The sequence below is a fragment of the Mesorhizobium sp. WSM4841 genome (genome assembly GCF_055811515.1).
This window is the reverse complement of sequence record NZ_JBVVQC010000016.1, coordinates 23794-40540: the sequence shown is the minus strand read 5'-3', so window position 1 is coordinate 40540 and position 16747 is coordinate 23794. Positions and strand designations below refer to the sequence as shown.

Below are 16747 nucleotides of genomic sequence, written 5' to 3'. Positions count from 1 at the left end.
GCGAAGAAACAGGTAATCCTCCAATCCGGAAGGCTCGTCAGCCCTTCGCGATAAGCGCGCTGCTACTCACGATGTCCGGGCAGGGCGCCGACCGGGCCGGCCTCATATGCTGCAAGTGCTTTGGCGACGCCGGCAGTGAAGTGTTCAATATCGCTCGCATGTTCGAACGCTATCCGGGTTTGCGCAAACTCCAGTGGCGAATAGTCAGGCGCTATCCGCTTGACCTCTGCGATAATGCTCTGGGCTCCCTTGAGATCGCCAAGTTGCGCATGGCACGCCGCGAGCCTTGTCAGCCGCCAGGGTGTCTTCAATGGGAGCTTCGACATGCTACGGAGCGCGGCCTTGTAGTCTCCTGAAGAGTAAAGCGCGATAGAGCGATCATAGTGGTACCAATCAGGATGGATCGGGTTGATCCGTATCGCACTGTCAAGCGCCGCCAGTGCTTCAAGAGGCCTGCCTCTCATCGTGAGCAAGTATCCCATTTGCGCAATCGTATCGGCGTCGTATGGATTGAGGTCGAGCGCGCGTTGAAGGTGATGTTCGGCCGCTTCGAACCGACGGGCTGAGAGGAAAGCCTGGGCGAGTACGCGATGACAGCGTGGCTCTTCCGGCGCCAGGGTTACCGCACACTCTGCGCGGTCGATCACTGAACCAAGCAACGCTGGGGATGCCTCAGCATAGCCACCGATAATGAGATCGGCGAGCGCGATGTAGGAATGCGCCAAGGCATAGGTCGGGTCCTTCTCGACCGCCGCCTGGAAAAGACTGCGCGCAGCCTCATTGTCGTCATCACCATAGCCGCGCAGCCGGGCCAGTCCACGCAGGAGAAGCTCGTATGCGGCCAAGCTGTCCGTAGGCTTTGGGGTTGCTTGTTTAATCCCTGCGTCGTCGAGCCGAGCGACCAGCCGGTTCACCACACGGCGAGCGATTTCTTCCTGCATATCGAAGATCTGGCCGCCAGACGCAGAAAAATTATCGCTCCAGAGAACTCCACCCGTCGAAGCGGTAATGAGGCTGACGGTGACCCGCATGCCGTCTGCGCGAGTCGTCGCCCTGCCACGGACCAAATAGGTTGCGCCAAGGCTGTCGCCAATGGCACGCCAATCGGAAGCGGAATCCGAGACAAATGCAAATCCGGAATTGCGCGCCAGCACAACCACCGTTCCAAAGCGAGCCAACGCATTGACAATGTCCTCGGCGAAGCCGTCAACCAGAGGGGTGTCTTCCGGCGCACCTTCATTGCTGAAGCGCAGTACCGCAACGCTTGGCTGTCCAGAGCGCTCTGGCTTTGGCGCATCGAGAAGAGAGAGGACGTAGCCGCGCTTAGCGACCGTGCGGACAATGGTTTGGCTTTCGTCCTGCAGCGCCTTTCGCAACTCCCTGACGGCTTGCGTCAGTGAGTCCTCGGTCACGAAGACATCAGGCCACACCGCTGACATCAGTTCTGACTTGGTCGCGACACGTCCAACATTCCTGCTGAGATAGGTTAACAGATCAAACGCCTTGGAGCGGAGAGCAACAGGTTTCCCGTCGCGGAGAAGGAGGCCGCGCGCCAGATCAAGCTCGCACCTGCCAAGTGCCAGAACGGGCTCTGGATTTTCTTGCGACATCGAATGCCGACCTGATCAGCCTGACTAGACGCTGCCTGATTGGGGTCTCAATCCGCTCAGACGTCAAGGGACCAAAGGAATTTGATTCGCCTTCACTTTGGCTGGAAGCCATCCGCCTGTCCATGGCGATGATCTCGAGCATTTCGAACATCGTTCCAGGCATGGGCGCACAAGGCGACGCAGCCATAACGCAAGATACATATTCGAGGAGTTCCTGCCGGGCGGCTTGGCGCGTGTTCTCATTCAGTGACATGGTCGACCTCATCCGGTTCTTTCTTTCTTGAGAACAATGAAGCCAAAGAACGGGTGCGTACCGGAAGATTTCTGAAATTTTGCTGAATCTGGCGTAGCAGGGGTTTTCCCACAATCATTCAACCAAACGGTTGACAATCCGAAAACGCGCCTCTATATTCAACTCCATGGTTGAATTAGAGACATCCCAGATCGACGCGGTTTTTCACGCGCTTGGCGACGCCACTCGCCGGAGGATGCTTCGCGACCTCGCCGGCGGCGAGCGAACGGTAAGCCAGCTGGCGGAACCGTTCGACATGTCGCTGGCCGCCGCCTCCAAGCACATAAAGGCGCTGGAGAATGCCGGGCTTATTCGTCGCGAGGTGAGGGGCCGCACGCATCTTTGCCGCCTCGAACCCGGACCGCTGGCCAGCGCCTACCAATGGCTTGGCTTCTACGAGCGCTTGTGGACCAACCGTCTCGATGTTCTCGAACGTCTCCTTCGCGAGGAGGACGCACGCAAAGCCCAGGATGATTCCAGGAAATCGCCCACTTCAAAAGAAGGAAACGACCAATGAACCAGATGAAAACCATCGAAGCCTATGGCGAGCTGACCGAGCCGGCGACATTCACCATCCAGCGGCTTTTGCCTGGCCCTATCGAGCGGGTCTGGGCCTATCTCACCGAGAGTGACCTGCGTCGGCAGTGGATGGCCGCGGGGCAGATGGAAATGAAGGCCGGCACGTCGTTCGAATTCGTTTGGCGTAACGACGAGCTGACCGATCCGCCCGGCCAGCGCCCTGCGGGCTTCCCCGAAGAGCATCGGATGGAGGGCCGGATCACCGAGCTCGATCCGCCTTACAAGCTTGCCATCACCTGGGGAAACACCGGCGGCGTTTCCTTCTTGCTGGAGCCGAAGGGCAACGATGTGCTGCTCACCGTCATCCATCGCCGGCTGCCGGAGCGCGCAATTCAGCTCAACGTCACCGCCGGCTGGCACATGCACCTCGACATGCTCGCTGCCCGCCTCGCGGGCAAGACCCCGACCTCTTTCTGGAACGGCTGGAGCCGCCTGCGGGAAGAATACGACCGCCGCCTGCCGGCCTGACACGATCGCGTCGGCCAACCCCTGAAGTCACCGCCCAGCCTCCACCGGCATCGGCCCTTGGAGGCTCGCACACCAGCAACGAACCGACGATGAAACGTGCTTGCATTTCGCAAGCCCGATGGAGGAAGTCATGCGCAAATTGATCACCGGAATGAAGGTTTCCGTCGACGGCAAGATGGAGGGACCCGAGGGTTACGCCGATTGGGTCGACGCGTGGTCGGAGGAGTATGGGCTGACGCCGCAGATCGATGCCTGCCTGCTCGGGAGCGTCATGTACGTCGGCTACGAGCGCTACTGGAGCGCGATCCAGAATGAGCCGGACAAGCCGCTGCCGATGACCGGCAAATTACCGACGCCGGCGGAGCTCGAATGGGCCCGCTTTGCCGAACAGACCGCGCATTATGTGCTTTCGAACACAATGATTTCGGCGGCCTGGCCAAAGACCCGCTTCGTGCGGAGCCTCGAAGACATCGCTGCCCTCAAGCAGCAGCCGGGCAAGGATATCTATCTCATGGGCGGTGCTCGAATGACCGCGAGCCTTATCGATGCCGGGCTGGTGGATGAACTGCGGCTGATCGTCTATCCGCTGCTCGTCGGGGAAGGGAAGGCGCTGTTTGGAGCAACGCAAAATCGTCGCGGGCTCGAACTGCGGAAGGTTCAGCAGCTTCCCGACGGGCGCGTGAGCCTGGTCTATGGGATTGGCTAACTCAGCCGGTCTTCGCAGATCTCGCAGCGCTGCCCGGCTGAAATCTATTCCTGAAAGGCACGTTGCCGGTCAGAGGGAAACCGATAGCCCACCGTCAACGGCCAGTACATGTCCGTTGACGTAGGCGGCAGCGTCGGAGGCAAGAAACACCACGGCTCCGCCGAGCTCCTCAGGCTGGGCCCAGCGGCCCGCCGGGGTTCGTGTCTCGACCCATTTGGTGAAGGCCTCGTCGCTCATAAGTGCGGTATTGAGCTCGGTGGCGAAATAGCCGGGGGCGATCGCGTTGACGGTGATGCCGTGACGGCCCAGTTCAGCGGCGGTCGAGCGTGTCAGCCCGTGCAGCCCCGCCTTTGCCGCCACATAGGCGTGAATGGTGGGACGGCCAAGTATCGCCGCAACCGATCCGGTGTTTATTATGCGCCCGAACTTGTTTGGCAGCATCAGGCGCACCGCGTCGCGCATCATGCGGAAGCAGGCCGACAGATTGACGGCAATCACATGGTTGAAATCTTCGTCCTGCCATTCGACCAGTGGACTTCGATGCTGGATGCCGGCGTTGTTGACCAGAATATCGAGGCGGCCGTGGCGTTCGACGATTCCTTCCAGCGACGCCCTTGAGATCGCCGCGTCGGTGACATCGAACGGCAGGGCTTCGGCACCGATCCTTTCAGCCGCCGCGGCGAGGGCGGCCGGATCGCGGGCATTGACGATCACTGTCGCGCCGTTTTCCACAAGTGCCTTGGCCATGGCGAAGCCGAGACCACGCGAAGCACCCGTGACCAACGCGACACGGCCGTTGAGCGAGAACAATTCCGACATTGATATCCCCTAGGAAAAGGGCGGGAGTTTCCTCCCGCCCAATAGTGCTATTTGGCGATGCAGGTATCCGCTGTCTCCGGAGTGCAAATGTCAAGCCCGGTGTAGGTCGGGTCGGCCGGCGGAGGCCTTGCCGTCCTTCATGTCCTTCAGCGCTATCATCGTCTTGCAGCCCATTTCGAACGGCCGCTGGCCGACCTGGCCAAGCGAGAAACTGCGAAGGATCTGAAACATTTTCAGGCCGACAAAGAACAGTTCCAGGCAGCACGTTAAGGCATTGGCCCCGGCCGGTTGTAAAAAATAGCATTTTTCGAGGGCGAACAGTTCAGGCGCGGGCGTGGATTGCGGGGTGGGCCGCGGAGTTCGGCGCCGAAGTGAAGACGGCAACCGAGAGAATGCGACTTGCCAAGTTGTAGGATGACCGTATGATCGGACCCATGACTACGGTTCATCCATCTCTTCAACGCGAAGCTTCCGGCGCAATTGCTGAGCTGCCTGCGCAGCTGGCGGGTGATGCGCTGATAGACGGACGGTCGCCACTGGCAGAGCGCACCTCCTCGATTGGGGCCGCGACAGGCGCGGCAGTGCCCGCTTCATCGTGCGTCCAGGATCCGTGGAAGACGTCCAGGCGTTTGTGAGATGGTGCTCGCAGAGCGGTGTCGCGATCGTCGTGCAAGGCGGCAATACCGGACTTGCCGGCGGCGCGATTCCAGACAATTCGGAGTTCGCCGTGCTGTCGCTTGAGCGTCTCAATCGGATACGCTCCGTCGATCGGCTCGACTTCACGCTGCAAGCTGACGCCGGTGCCGTGCTGCAGGACGTCAAGGACGCCGCTGAAGCATCCGACATGACCTTCCCTCTCGCGCTCGGCGGCTCGTTCAGTGCCGAGCATGGTGTGGGTCGCAGCCGCAGTCACGTGTTCTGGGCCGGCCTGTCGCAACGCGAACGGCAGCTTCATACCGCGATCAAGGCAGCCTTCGATCCGGCAGGCCTGTTCAATCCCGCGTGTCTCATGCCTGGTCCGGGCGATTTGTAGGGGAAGCCGCATGAAGCAGCGTTCGTCGATCATCGGCAGCGTGGAGGCGCTCCCGCATCGCGTCGCTTCGCATCTGAGTCGCGAGATCGAGGGCGGCGACATCATCCCGGGAGCCCGGCTTCCCACCGAAAGCCAGCTCGCCGACAAGTTCGGCGTCAGCCGCAATGTTGTCAGGGAAGCGATCGCGCAGCTTCGCGCCGATGGCATGATCGAGGCGCGTCAGGGGGTGGGCGCATTCGTCATGGCGCCGGAACAGCGGACAGCCATCCGGATCGACCGTGAAGCACTGAAAGACCAGCGCAACATGGAGCAGCTCTTCGAGCTGCGCAGCATCCTGGAGACCGAATCCGCCACGCTGGCCGCGGCGCGCTGTACATCCGATGATCTTGACGCGATCAAGGCTGCGCTGGACCGCATGGGCGGCGAAGAGCGCTGGGAGGATGGCAGCATCGAGGCCGATCTGCTTTTCCATCGGGCGATCGCCCGGGCCACGGGCAATAGCTACATCTACACGTTCATTTCGTTCGTATGCGAGCAGATCCGCCAGTCGATCCACTATGCCCGCCTGACCAATCCGCTCCACGACCTGGTCGAGGTCAACGTCGCCGAACACGTGCGAATCTACGACGCGCTCGCCGCGCATGATCCGCAGGCTGCCGGCGAGGCGATGCGCCGGCACATCGATGGCGCGGCATCGCGGGTAGGCGTCGAACTCACCGCGAAGATCAATCGAGGCAAATGACCATGTCGCTCGGGCAGACCAAGGCAATCACCGATATCTGCCTTCTCGTCGAGGATATCGACCGCACCATCGACTTCTACACGCAGAAACTCGGCTACCGGATCAGACGCCGCGCCGAGGGCTTTGTCGATTTTCATTCCGAGCGTGTGACGCTCGCCGCATGGGAACTGGATCACATCAATCGCCACTGCGGCGTCTCGAATGTCCGCTCTCCGAAGCAGGCGCACAAGGCGTGCGTTGCGATGGAACTCGAAAGCGCCGGCGAGGTCGACCGGCTCTACGCCGAACTGTCGGACAAGGGCGTGCCGTTCGTCGGGCCGCCTGGCGACTATGTCTGGAACGCGCGCTGCGCCTACTTCCACGACCCGGACGGGACGCTGTGGGAGCTCTACGCCTGGACCGGCGCCGGGCCGGGCGACTATCACGACACGCAAGTGTGATTGGATCGCGACGGCCTCGCGAGAAGGGCCGCGCCGCATGCAAACCGTCCAACAAAGGAGCAAGAAGATGAGTGGGAACACATCGCAATGGAATCGCAGATCGATCCTGAAGGCCGGCGCCGCCGGCCTGGCGGCTTTCGGGCCGGGACTTCAGCTGTTTGGCGCCAGCGCCTCGGCAGCTGCCAAGCTCGTCATCCAGTATGACTGGCTGATGTCGAACGGCCAGATCGGCGACGTGGCAGCCGTCGCCAATGGCTACTTCAAAGAGGCCGGGCTCGAAGTCGAATTCAGCCCCGGCGGACCGAACGCCGCCACCGTGCCGCCGGTGGTGTCCGGTGCCGCCCAGCTCGGCCAATTCTCCGAATCGCCTCAGCTCTATGCCGCGCGGGCGAGCGGCGTTCCGGTGAAGATCATTGCCTGCGGCTATCGCACCGGACCCTATGCGCTGACCTCGAAACCGGCGAAGCCGATCCGGTCGGCGGCGGATCTGAAGGGCATGCGGATCGGCACGCAGCCGACCGCGCGCTTCGCCATCGACGCGATGCTCGCGAAGAACAACATCGACCCTTCCGAAGTCACCATCGTCAATGTCGGGTTCGATAAGGCCCCGCTCGTCCGTGGCGACGTGGATGCGATCGGCGGCTGGATCACCAACACGCAGGCGCTCAGCGTCGTCGGCGATGATCGCATCGATCTGCTGTTGTCGGAGCTGGGCCTGGCGTCCTATGCCGACGTTTATTTCGCGACCGACAGCGCCATCGAATCCGATTCCGAGACCCTGGCAAAATTCATCGGTGCGGTCGCCAGGGGGTGGGGGTGGGTCCACGCCAATCCCGAGCAGGCGGTCGACAAGCTCGTCGCGGCCTATCCCGAGATCGACGCAGGCTGGGAAAAGAAGACGATCCCGCTGGTGCTGAAACTGTCGTTTGACGACAACACGAAAAAGGATGGATGGGGCACGTTCGATCCTGCCTCGATCGAGAGCCAGATCGCCCTGCTTGACCAGATTGGCCAGTATCCAAACGGCAGGCCGAAGGCCGAGGACGTCTATACGACTGAGGTCCTCGAACTCAGTGCGGCTGAACGGCCGAAGCTCGGCGCACCTGCCTCTTGATGGCCGCGCCGGCCATCGAGACCTCCGGGCTCGACGTCGGCTATCCCGGCCGGCGCTCGCCAGTGACGGTGATCTCCGGTCTCGAACTGACAGTCGAGGCCGGGACGTTCCTGTCGATCCTAGGGCCTTCGGGGTGCGGAAAGTCAACGTTTCTGCGGGTTGTCGCCGATCTTTTGGCGCCACTTGCGGGCACGATACGCGTGATGGGCGATACGCCGTCGGCGGTACGCTCCGGCCGCGGCGTGGGTTTTGTCTTCCAGGACTCGACCCTTTTGCCGTGGCGCACGGCGCGCGAGAATGTGCGGCTGCCGATCCAGGTGGGCCGCCGCAGCCTGTCGCGCATGATAGACGACCGGGCCGACGAGCTGCTCGAACTCGTCGGCCTGTCGGCGCTCAGTGAGCGCCTGCCGCATCAGCTTTCCGGCGGACAGCGCCAAAGGCTGGCGATCGCCCGGGCGCTGCTTGGCGAGCCACGCCTGCTTCTGATGGACGAACCCTTTGGGGCGCTTGACGAGATCACCCGCGACCGCCTCAACGACGAACTGCTGAACCTATGGCGGCGGACCGGAACGACCGTGCTGTTCGTCACGCATTCCATTGCCGAAGCCGTCTATCTCGGGCAGCGCGTGATCGTGCTTGCCGCCCATCCCGGACGGATCGTCGCCGACCACGACCTTCGTCCGCTGAAGGGGCCGGGCAACAGATGCTCGCGCGAGGATCCGCCGATCGTCGCGGCAATGGCCAGGATGCGCTCCGCTCTTGGGGCGGCCTCGTGAACCGGGGACGGCTTTCGCCGTTCGCACAGACCCTGCTGCCGATCCTCGGCGCCGGCTCGCTCATTCTCGCATGGCAGGTTCTGCTGCCGCTCGCCGGCGTGCCCGCATACATCGTTCCGACGCCGACCGCGATAGCGGGCGTGTTTGCCAGGAACGGATCGCTTCTCCTGTCGAACCTCTGGCCGACGGCCATCGAGGCGCTCTCCGGCTTCGTGCTCGGCAACCTCGCCGCAGTGCTGCTGGCGGTCGTCTTCGTGCACAGCCGTACGCTTCAGGCTGCCTATTTTCCGGTCGTGCTGTTCTTCAATACGATCCCGGTGCTTGCGCTGGCCCCGGTCGTCATCCTCATCTTCGGCCTCGGCATGCTGCCCAAGATCGTGATCGCGGCAGTGATCTGTTTCTTCCCGACGCTCATCAACATGATCCGGGGTCTGGAATCGGCGAGCGCCAGCGAGCACGAGCTGTTTCGCGTGCTGTCGGCGACGCGCTGGGAAGTATTCTGGCGCCTGCGCCTGCCACGCGCGCTGCCAATGCTTTTCGCTTCGCTGCGGATCGCCTCGGCGACCGCGGTGATCGGCGCGATCGTCGGCGAATGGATCGGCTCCGACAAAGGTCTCGGTGCGCTGATCATCCAGGCGACCTTCAACTATCAGTCCGACCGGCTCTACGCAGCCATCGTGCTCTCATCGCTGCTATCGATCGGGTTCTTCACGACGGTCGTCGCCGCTGAGCGGTGGTCCGTTCGATACCGTTGACCGGCTGGTTCCCAGGGATGGCCGCTTGGCGTCGCACCGCGGACTTTGCTCTAGACGCGCAGGCGAGGATTGGCCTTTCCGCTGTCGGCCTGTACTATGACCAGCGCTTACACGGGATAGGGGGAGCTCGAGCGTGAGTCAGAATTTTCGCCGTTGTGGGTTGGGGGCCTTCATCGCCGTCATGGTGCTTTCGCCGCATGCGGCGTCGGCCGATACGCCCGAGCGGATCACTGCCGCCCTGTCGAAGCTCGAACTGCTCGCCGAAGGCGTGATCAAGGACGGTGGCGTGCCCGGTCTCGCCATCGGCGTCGTGCATGGCGACGAGGTGGTCTTCCTCAAGGGTTTCGGACATCGCGAGGCCGGCAAACCGGAGGCCGTCGATCCCGACACGGTGTTCCAGATCGCCTCCCTCTCCAAGCCAGTCTCCGCCACGATAGTGGCGGCGCTGGTCAGCGACGAGATTGTTTCCTGGGATGCGAAAATCGTCGATCTCGATCCGGCGTTCCGGCTGTCCGAGCCCTATCCGACCAGTGAACTCACGGTCCGCGACCTGTTCTCGCACCGCAGCGGACTTCCCGGCACGGCCGGCGACGACCTCGAGGACATTGGCTATGACCGTGCGGAGATCCTGCGTCGGCTGCGCTTCGTGCCGCCATTGTCGAGCTTTCGCGCCGGCTACTCCTACAGCAATTTCGGACTGACCGAAGGTGCCGTCGCAGCCGCGAAGCGGACAGGCAAGTCCTGGGAGGAGGTCGCCGAGGAGAAGCTCTACCGTCCGCTTGGAATGGTCTCGACCAGCTCCCGTCATGCGGACTTCATCAAGCACGCCAATCGCGCTGCGCTCCACGTCAAGATCGACGGCGTCTGGGCCGCGAAGGTGAAGCGCGATCCGGATGCGCAGGCGCCCGCAGGCGGCGTCAGCTCCACGGCACGCGATCTCTCGCAATGGGTGCGCCTCGTACTCGGCAATGGTGTCTATGCCGGCGAGACACTCATTAAAGCCGACGCGCTGGACCAGACGCATGTTCCTCTGATGGCTCGCGGCAGGAACCCCGTCTCAGGCGGCCAGTCCTTCTACGGTCTCGGCTGGAATGTCGAATTCGGCCGGCACGGCCTGAGCTGGGGTCATGCCGGCGCCTTCAGTGTTGGCGCACGCACCCTGGTGACACTTTTTCCGGAGGAGAAGCTTGGCATCGTCATTGTCGCCAACGCCTTTTCGACAGGCGTGCCGGAAGGTCTATCCGACAGCTTCGCCGATCTTGTCTTCGACGGAACGGTCGAGAAGGACTGGGTCAAGGCATGGGATGATACCTATGCGAGCCTGTTCGGCCCGGCGGTCGCGGCGGCCAAGGCCACCTATGCCGCGCCAGCGTCTCCGGCAAGGTCGGCCGGGCCGGCCAATGCCTATGCGGGCCGTTACTCCAACGACTTCATTGGCGATGCGATCGTGTCGAGTGCGGGAGACGCCCTTGTGCTCAAGGTCGGGCCGGCCGGCGCCCGGTCCTATTCATTGAAGCATTTCGACGGCGACCTCTTCCTGACCTTCCCGGACGCCGAGACGCCGGACAGGCCATCGGGCGTAGGCTTTGACATCGGCCCCAACGGCAAGGCGTCGGCCATGACCATAGAGTTTCTCGACGATAACAATCTTGGCACGCTGCGGCGCGTCGGTGATTAGGGGGCAATGGTAGTAAGACGGTTGTCCCAGTTATCCCCCTGCAAGACGCTGCATCAACGCTGCCTCGACAGGACCGACCTTCCGTGCTTCGGGTCTGCCGGGCGCGATAATCATCGAAGGGGAGCATTAAGGTGAACGAAGACGCCGCCAGTCCAAGGCCGCTTTCGGAAATTGCCAGCTATCACGCGCATATCTACTACGACGGGCAGGCCGAGCGGCAGCATGCCGAATGGCTGCGCCTGCGCATTGGCGAGCGTTTCCGCGTGCGCCTGGGCAATTGGCGCGACGAGCCGGTCGGCCCGCATGAGCAGGCCATGTACCAGGTCTCCTTCGCCACCGGGATTTTCGCTACCCTCGTTCCGTGGCTGATGCTGAACCACGGCGGCCTGAGCATCCTCATCCACCCCAACACCACCAACCCAAAGCGCGACCATCTGGCCGACCCGATCTGGATCGGCCGCCCGCTGGGGGTGCACGGCGAGGTTCTCGGCGAGGAGGATGAGGCGGAAGAGGCGCTAGAGGTGAATACCGAGCCGACGATGGGGGCGTAGGGCGCAATCGACAAGATCCACGAATTGCCCAAGGTCACCATCATCAGCGTGACCCACCGCGCCGAGTTGGAAGCCTACCACAGCCGCAAGACCACTCTGGAAAGGCGAGTGGGCGGCGCGAAGCTGGTCAGCGATGTGGAGCTTGTGCCGCGCATGCCCAAGCGGGGCCGACTCTGGGAAGCGGTTGCTAGCCGCCGACGGTCAAGCTCCACTCGGGTTCGCACTAAGAAACAATCGACTGGGTGAAGTGGCCGACGTTGTTGCAGCACGGTGGCTACGGCATACTATTTTGCGGTGAATCGATGATACCGGTCTATTGGCCCGGGGCGACCAGGAAGCGATTATCAGGTGCCTGGCAGACGTGAAATATAGCGAGTGGATATTCGAGCGGTATCGGCCGGCCAAGACGTTTACCGAAAGTCCCGACTGGCCTATTCGCCATCGTACTGTGGGAAAATACAAGGCGCGCTGAGGCGTCTATAAACGCCTAGTTCTAACGCACCTTTACCCCAATTGGGCTGGTATCACACCATGTCGGAATACCTGTACTTACCCTACCACCACGCGGCTTTCGATCTTCTTACTAAAATATTTTACGATGAAATTAACGTTGTTCTTATAAGAAGGTTTGCTGATTTCCGATCAAAGCTATTTCTGGATCGATTTGCACCTGGAAAGATAATCGAGAGCGACGATGCCTGGCCTATAGTCAGAGAAATACTTGAAATTATTGATCGGGAAATGGGGGCGATAGTTCAGCGGAGGAGCGTCGCATATTGGCTTCACCTTTACCGCAGAATAGGCGTTTATCTGTCTCCGGAGCACGAGGGTAAGACGGATGAAGTCACACTTGGGCTAGTGCGACAAATCGCCGAACTAACTATCCAGAAACACGGACTACTGAACGCACCCAGAGAGTTCGGTCGTTCTGACGAGTTGGGAGCTAGCCTCATTCTAGGCGGCTGGATGAAGAAAGGGCTTAAGAGCCTTGGTGGTGACGGAAGAAGCGGCGAGGCAATATTTCGGAGATACGCGAGTCTCGCGAGAAAGACTCCGACTTGGGTTATACGCGATTTTTCCAAGAGGGACTTCGTTGATATCTACGCAATAGAAGGGGCCTCTTACCAGTACTGGCGACTGACCGCACTTCTTCGATCTCTGGGTAAAGGCGCGAGGATCGTTGTGAGCAGCGGCGGCGATTGGGATTACGTGCCCGATCGAAAACTCTCCAAGCTGATCGAGTCGATCGACCAAAGAACGTCAAATTCAGGGAATTTTTCATCTCTTCTCGGCATATGGATTGATTCTGAAACACTTAGACCCACTCGCAATAGCGAGGAACCGGTTGCAGATGTGGTTTTCTTTCCGATCTATAACACTTCCCGAGCCAAGACACCCGAATCTCTAGAGATATTCGGAGCTCGGTTCGCTGAGAACTCTGTTATGAATTTTTTTCCACTTTTTCTAAGTGCTGGCACTTTCTTTCGACATCACCACTTTATGCGTGACGAGTTCATCAAGAAGAGAGGTTATGATTTTGAGTTGATGGTTAGTGTATTGTCTGCTCTATCTTCTTTCCTTTTTATTCCTTCAAGAAGCCTATACAACGATGATGAAAAGGAAAAAGAGCGCTACAAGCTTGCGGCATTTACTCAAACACTTACTAGGGGCTACCACCTATTTCTCGGCACGATCGACGATCTAATGGCGATGCTTATGGATCGCCTGTCTATCATTTTCTCTAGGGAATTCGAACTAGCTGAAGTGCGCAGGGTCGTCGATTCCATGACGCTCAACAAAGGTCTCCAGGAAAAGGTATCGCCATGGAGCAATGGGCCACGGAGTGTCGTTATCCCCACCAATGGTTTTTGCGTGCTCGACCTGGTTAGCGTCCCGGCCTTGTTGCGCTCGATCTTTGTCTTCATGACTGACCAGTTTGGTGAGAGTGGGACTGTGTTTGAAAGACTGTTTCGAGAGGCCTTAGCTAGGCGTGGCTTTGACGTTAGCGCCGGCGTCTTGACCGCCAATGACGGAAGCGAACGAGAGTTGGACGCTGGGGTCCTTGTCGGCAAACGTCTATACCTATTCGAGTGCGTGTCTATCGAGCGGCCGTTGGATTACGAGATCGGACGGCCGCGAACGATAAAGATTCGACGGGAGCGGCTGGTCGCGAAACTAGATCAAGCGAAATCGCTGGGCGAGTTCGTTCGCCACAATCCATCTGGGCGCAATTTTGATTTTTCGTCCGCCGAGGAAGTTGTGTACGCTGTCGTATCTCCATTCACCGAATGGATTTGGGATTACGGGGAAGAGCTTTGGATTCGACCGGACGTGCCCCGGATTTTGAATCCGGATGAAGTATTTTCGCTACTCGGCCACTGATCGAGTCGCAGCTTACGACGCGTCGAACTCTCAAGCCTACTCGTCGACGTCGCTGAAGATCGAGCGCTCCCGGGCTGCGAATTGGTGAGGGATTTTAGAAGAGTTGACCGCGCCGACCAGCGCGGACCGATCGGACATTTCCTTCCATCTCCAATCACCTTCCGCCTGTTCCAACTCATCCTCGCGTCTTTTTCGCTCCAGACTGTCGATATTCGTAGAAACTGAGGCAGATATTTCGTCCAACTCCGGAAAATCTTCTAACTCCTCGGCAAAGAAATTCCTTACGTATTCAATAGCGACCGCGATATCTTCGAAATTCTCTTCAGGACTTAGCTCTGCGTCCGGACTTTCGGAGACGGTGTCCACCTTCTCCATTATCGCCGGAATGAGTCGGATCTTAATTCCCTTCGCGAGCTTGATAAGCGCCATCGGAGTTAGCAACGATAGCACCCCATCGTTGGCGAGAACCGAAGCATCCAGATCGGCGAAAAGATCACTCTCGATTCTGTCGCTCATGTCATTCCTGAGTTCAACTGACAGAAGCCCCATGGATAAGGCACGCGCATAAGTATTGGCTTTTGGATCCTGAGCGATCTCTCTACTCACCCATGCTCGCCGACGAAGAATGGAGGGGTCTGCCTTTAAAACCTCTCGGAAAACCGCATCCGACGCGCGCACCCATAAGAAATAGTATAAAAGGCGGTTCACACCGCCACCGTCGTCAGGTGCTTCAAGAAGGCGTCCTACGAGAAGCTGGTCCAAATCCTTAGGAACAACTACCGCATCCGGAATGTGCTCAACATCCGCGCAGCGTACTTCTGATAAGATCGTCGTTACACCTACACCACGAATGTACAGTTCTCTCATACCGTCAGCGTCACGCAGACTTGCCGCGAGCGCGTCGGAAAGAGTCGGATGTTTAAAGCTCCAGACGCGCTCAGCACCCTCCAACGTTTGAACGAGAAAGGATTCGCGCAGTTCATGGAGGGATTCCGCCAACTGCTCACGGGACACGTCGTAGAACCGGACAACTGTATCTTGGATTTCTGGAGAAGGCCCGCTAATCGGCATTTTGCCGCGATGCAAGAATATCAGCGTTAACGCGGCACGATGCGCCTTGGAGAGTTCGCCTACGGTCTGGAGGAGAAATTCGCGATTTTCGCGGACAAACCGTACTAGTGAGTCCGGCGTCAACGATACATTTGCGGTGTAGGCTGGGTCGCCAAGCTGCCGTGCCACCTCAGGAGTGAACGTCCACTCTTTGGCTATTTCACCCAAATAATTCTTGGCCTTTCGCTTCCAAAACGCGGGCTGACGACCGATCTTTATGTGATTGTATAGTATTTGGCGCCGTTCGTTTTCGTTAAGAGCGCCAACTTCGACAATCGCTGTGTTGTCGCGGAACAGGGGGTGATTCCTCGTTCCCAGTTTTGGCTTTGCAGCCTCGTAGATATGGCGCCTAGATGTGAGAACAAAGGAATTCCCTGCAGCTATCGCCGCCTGCAACTTTGGCATTATCGAGATCCAGTGATCGACAAAATCCTCACGAAGTTGATTAGGCCCAAACGCGTCGTCAATCCAATAAAACCCACCGGGCTCGTCGGGGTTCCAGCTTTCCAACAGCTGCTTCGGGCCGTCTGCTTTATAACAAACATGGTCGGGGCTATCAGCTGCGATCGTTGAAAGAACGGCTGCTATGGTCGACTTACCCGTCGCAGGATTGCCTGTGAGCATGACGATTCTATGCTTCGACAGAACTCTTACAGCTTTGACGTGTGGTCCGGTTGGCACATAAGCTTTGAGAGTCGAGGTAAGGTGGCCTAGAAGGGCTTTCGTCTGAGCTGCACGCCGTTCGTCCAGTATAACGGATAGGTCGCCGAGCCCGTATATTCTTGGCACCAGTGCGCGCAGTCGCCCGCTACTTCTGATCACCCGTACAAGATATTCTTTTCCGAAAACGTGAGGCCTGGCTACACCTAACGCCCGCAGACGGTCCTTAATTAGGACGGCAATCGGGGCTGACACCGACATACTGGTCATCAGTAAATATTGGTGCGCCTGCCCCTTTTTTATAAGCTCCTCTACATGTTCCACTTCCGGAGCTAAATCCGTCAATCTTAGCGAGCGGGCTCGATCAGAACTGAATTTGCACTGGACCGTCGTCGTTAGAAGTGCGCCATCGAACTTCTGAGGTTTGGAAACAAAGACGGCATCTTGCCCGCCATCCTGGGCCTCCCTAAAGACCTCGACTGGTATCTCCAAGACATCTTCGCAAACATGTGCGCAAAGGTCCTGAAAGGCTTTCCAGCCCAAGGTATGAAGCGCTAGATCTGTCCAGGCTCCCTGAGCCGTTCGTGGACTACCACTTAGATTCGTTTGACCGTTCGATTTACCCAAGCTGCACCTGGTATGCCACGCGCCGAATCTCCGCAAATAGATGCAACAATCCACGCCAACACGCCACGTTGGATGTATCGTTGCCGTCCTCTCTTCCACACAAATTCGCGAAGTAAGGCTTGGATGGATTAGTCCGAAGCTAGCCGTAGTCGGCGAACTAAAGGGGTGAAATCGCTTAGCTTGGCGTGGCAGTCTGCGATTGTGTCCGAGTCCTGGCGCAGCTCTCTCCGGTCGGCCTACCCCCCACTACCCCCCCGGCCCCCGCGGGGGCGGGGCGGGCGGCTCCCCCGCGCGGTGGGGGGGGCGCGCCCCCCCCTGGGGGTGGGGGGGCCGCGGGGGGGGGGGGGGGGGGGGGGTGGGGGGGGGGCGGTCGAGCCGGGGGGGGGGGGGGCGGCGCCTCAGCAC

General features: G+C 59.7%; 15 protein-coding genes and 2 pseudogenes. 13 read left to right on the top strand and 4 right to left on the bottom strand.

Annotated features, from left to right (window positions below):
- Nucleotides 1–62: 62 nt before the first annotated feature.
- Nucleotides 63–1610 carry a winged helix-turn-helix domain-containing tetratricopeptide repeat protein gene (locus AC0L14_RS19525; RefSeq protein ID WP_473526965.1) on the bottom strand — a complete coding sequence of 516 codons (1548 nt, stop codon included), beginning with the start codon at nucleotides 1608–1610 and terminating at the stop codon, nucleotides 63–65.
- A 419-nt stretch (nucleotides 1611–2029) separates the two neighbouring features.
- Between AC0L14_RS19525 and AC0L14_RS19520 the strand changes: the two genes are divergently transcribed.
- From AC0L14_RS19520 to AC0L14_RS19510, 3 genes are all read left to right on the top strand, one after another.
- Nucleotides 2030–2419: an ArsR/SmtB family transcription factor gene (locus AC0L14_RS19520; RefSeq protein ID WP_473750436.1), complete on the top strand. Its 390-nt coding sequence runs from the start codon at nucleotides 2030–2032 to the stop codon at nucleotides 2417–2419.
- Nucleotides 2416–2949, top strand: coding sequence for an SRPBCC family protein (locus tag AC0L14_RS19515; RefSeq protein ID WP_473526967.1), 534 nt, complete (start codon nucleotides 2416–2418; stop codon nucleotides 2947–2949). The genes AC0L14_RS19520 and AC0L14_RS19515 overlap by 4 nt, the downstream gene beginning before the upstream one ends.
- Nucleotides 2950–3079: 130 nt before the next feature.
- Nucleotides 3080–3655 carry a dihydrofolate reductase family protein gene (locus AC0L14_RS19510; RefSeq protein ID WP_473526968.1) on the top strand — a complete coding sequence of 192 codons (576 nt, stop codon included), beginning with the start codon at nucleotides 3080–3082 and terminating at the stop codon, nucleotides 3653–3655.
- Nucleotides 3656–3724: 69 nt separating this feature from the next.
- Here the strand turns inward: AC0L14_RS19510 and AC0L14_RS19505 are convergent, their stop codons facing one another.
- Together AC0L14_RS19505 and AC0L14_RS19500 are read right to left on the bottom strand one after the other, a co-directional pair.
- Nucleotides 3725–4474, bottom strand: coding sequence for a glucose 1-dehydrogenase (locus tag AC0L14_RS19505; protein WP_473526969.1), 750 nt, complete (start codon nucleotides 4472–4474; stop codon nucleotides 3725–3727).
- 47 nt (nucleotides 4475–4521) lie between these two features.
- Nucleotides 4522–4669 (bottom strand): annotated as a pseudogene (locus tag AC0L14_RS19500) (sugar ABC transporter substrate-binding protein); the annotation flags it as partial.
- Between the two features lie 400 nt (nucleotides 4670–5069).
- On the opposite strand from AC0L14_RS19500, the gene AC0L14_RS19495 reads away from it, so the two are divergent.
- The 10 genes and pseudogenes from AC0L14_RS19495 to AC0L14_RS19450 all read left to right on the top strand — a co-directional run bounded on the left by AC0L14_RS19495 (nucleotide 5070) and on the right by AC0L14_RS19450 (nucleotide 13945).
- Nucleotides 5070–5507, top strand: a complete 438-nt coding sequence (locus tag AC0L14_RS19495) for an FAD-binding oxidoreductase (RefSeq protein ID WP_473639521.1) — start codon at nucleotides 5070–5072, stop codon at nucleotides 5505–5507.
- Between the two features lie 10 nt (nucleotides 5508–5517).
- Complete coding sequence (locus tag AC0L14_RS19490; RefSeq protein WP_292192908.1) at nucleotides 5518–6249, top strand: FadR/GntR family transcriptional regulator; 732 nt, start codon at nucleotides 5518–5520, stop codon at nucleotides 6247–6249.
- Nucleotides 6250–6251: 2 nt separating this feature from the next.
- On the top strand, nucleotides 6252–6689 hold the full coding sequence (locus AC0L14_RS19485; protein WP_370463434.1) for a VOC family protein: 438 nt from the start codon (nucleotides 6252–6254) through the stop codon (nucleotides 6687–6689).
- 67 nt (nucleotides 6690–6756) lie between these two features.
- Nucleotides 6757–7803, top strand: coding sequence for an ABC transporter substrate-binding protein (locus AC0L14_RS19480; protein ID WP_473750435.1), 1047 nt, complete (start codon nucleotides 6757–6759; stop codon nucleotides 7801–7803).
- Nucleotides 7803–8579 carry an ABC transporter ATP-binding protein gene (locus AC0L14_RS19475; RefSeq protein ID WP_473750434.1) on the top strand — a complete coding sequence of 259 codons (777 nt, stop codon included), beginning with the start codon at nucleotides 7803–7805 and terminating at the stop codon, nucleotides 8577–8579. Before AC0L14_RS19480 ends, AC0L14_RS19475 begins: the two co-directional genes overlap by 1 nt.
- Nucleotides 8576–9334 carry an ABC transporter permease gene (locus AC0L14_RS19470; RefSeq protein ID WP_473750433.1) on the top strand — a complete coding sequence of 253 codons (759 nt, stop codon included), beginning with the start codon at nucleotides 8576–8578 and terminating at the stop codon, nucleotides 9332–9334. Before AC0L14_RS19475 ends, AC0L14_RS19470 begins: the two co-directional genes overlap by 4 nt.
- A gap of 181 nt (nucleotides 9335–9515) precedes the next feature.
- Nucleotides 9516–11012, top strand: a complete 1497-nt coding sequence (locus AC0L14_RS19465) for a serine hydrolase (RefSeq protein WP_473750489.1) — start codon at nucleotides 9516–9518, stop codon at nucleotides 11010–11012.
- 131 nt (nucleotides 11013–11143) lie between these two features.
- Entirely contained in the window at nucleotides 11144–11563 is a 420-nt protein-coding gene (locus AC0L14_RS19460; protein WP_473750432.1) for a DOPA 4,5-dioxygenase family protein, read from the top strand.
- Between the two features lie 15 nt (nucleotides 11564–11578).
- A pseudogene (locus AC0L14_RS19455) lies at nucleotides 11579–11809 on the top strand (ABC transporter ATP-binding protein/permease); the annotation flags it as partial.
- A gap of 285 nt (nucleotides 11810–12094) precedes the next feature.
- Complete coding sequence (locus AC0L14_RS19450) at nucleotides 12095–13945, top strand: hypothetical protein (RefSeq protein ID WP_473750431.1); 1851 nt, start codon at nucleotides 12095–12097, stop codon at nucleotides 13943–13945.
- 36 nt (nucleotides 13946–13981) lie between these two features.
- Here the strand turns inward: AC0L14_RS19450 and AC0L14_RS19445 are convergent, their stop codons facing one another.
- The gene (locus AC0L14_RS19445; protein ID WP_473750488.1) at nucleotides 13982–15976 is read right to left on the bottom strand and encodes an nSTAND3 domain-containing NTPase; all 1995 of its coding nucleotides are present in this window, start codon (nucleotides 15974–15976) and stop codon (nucleotides 13982–13984) included.
- Nucleotides 15977–16747: the final 771 nt, after the last annotated feature.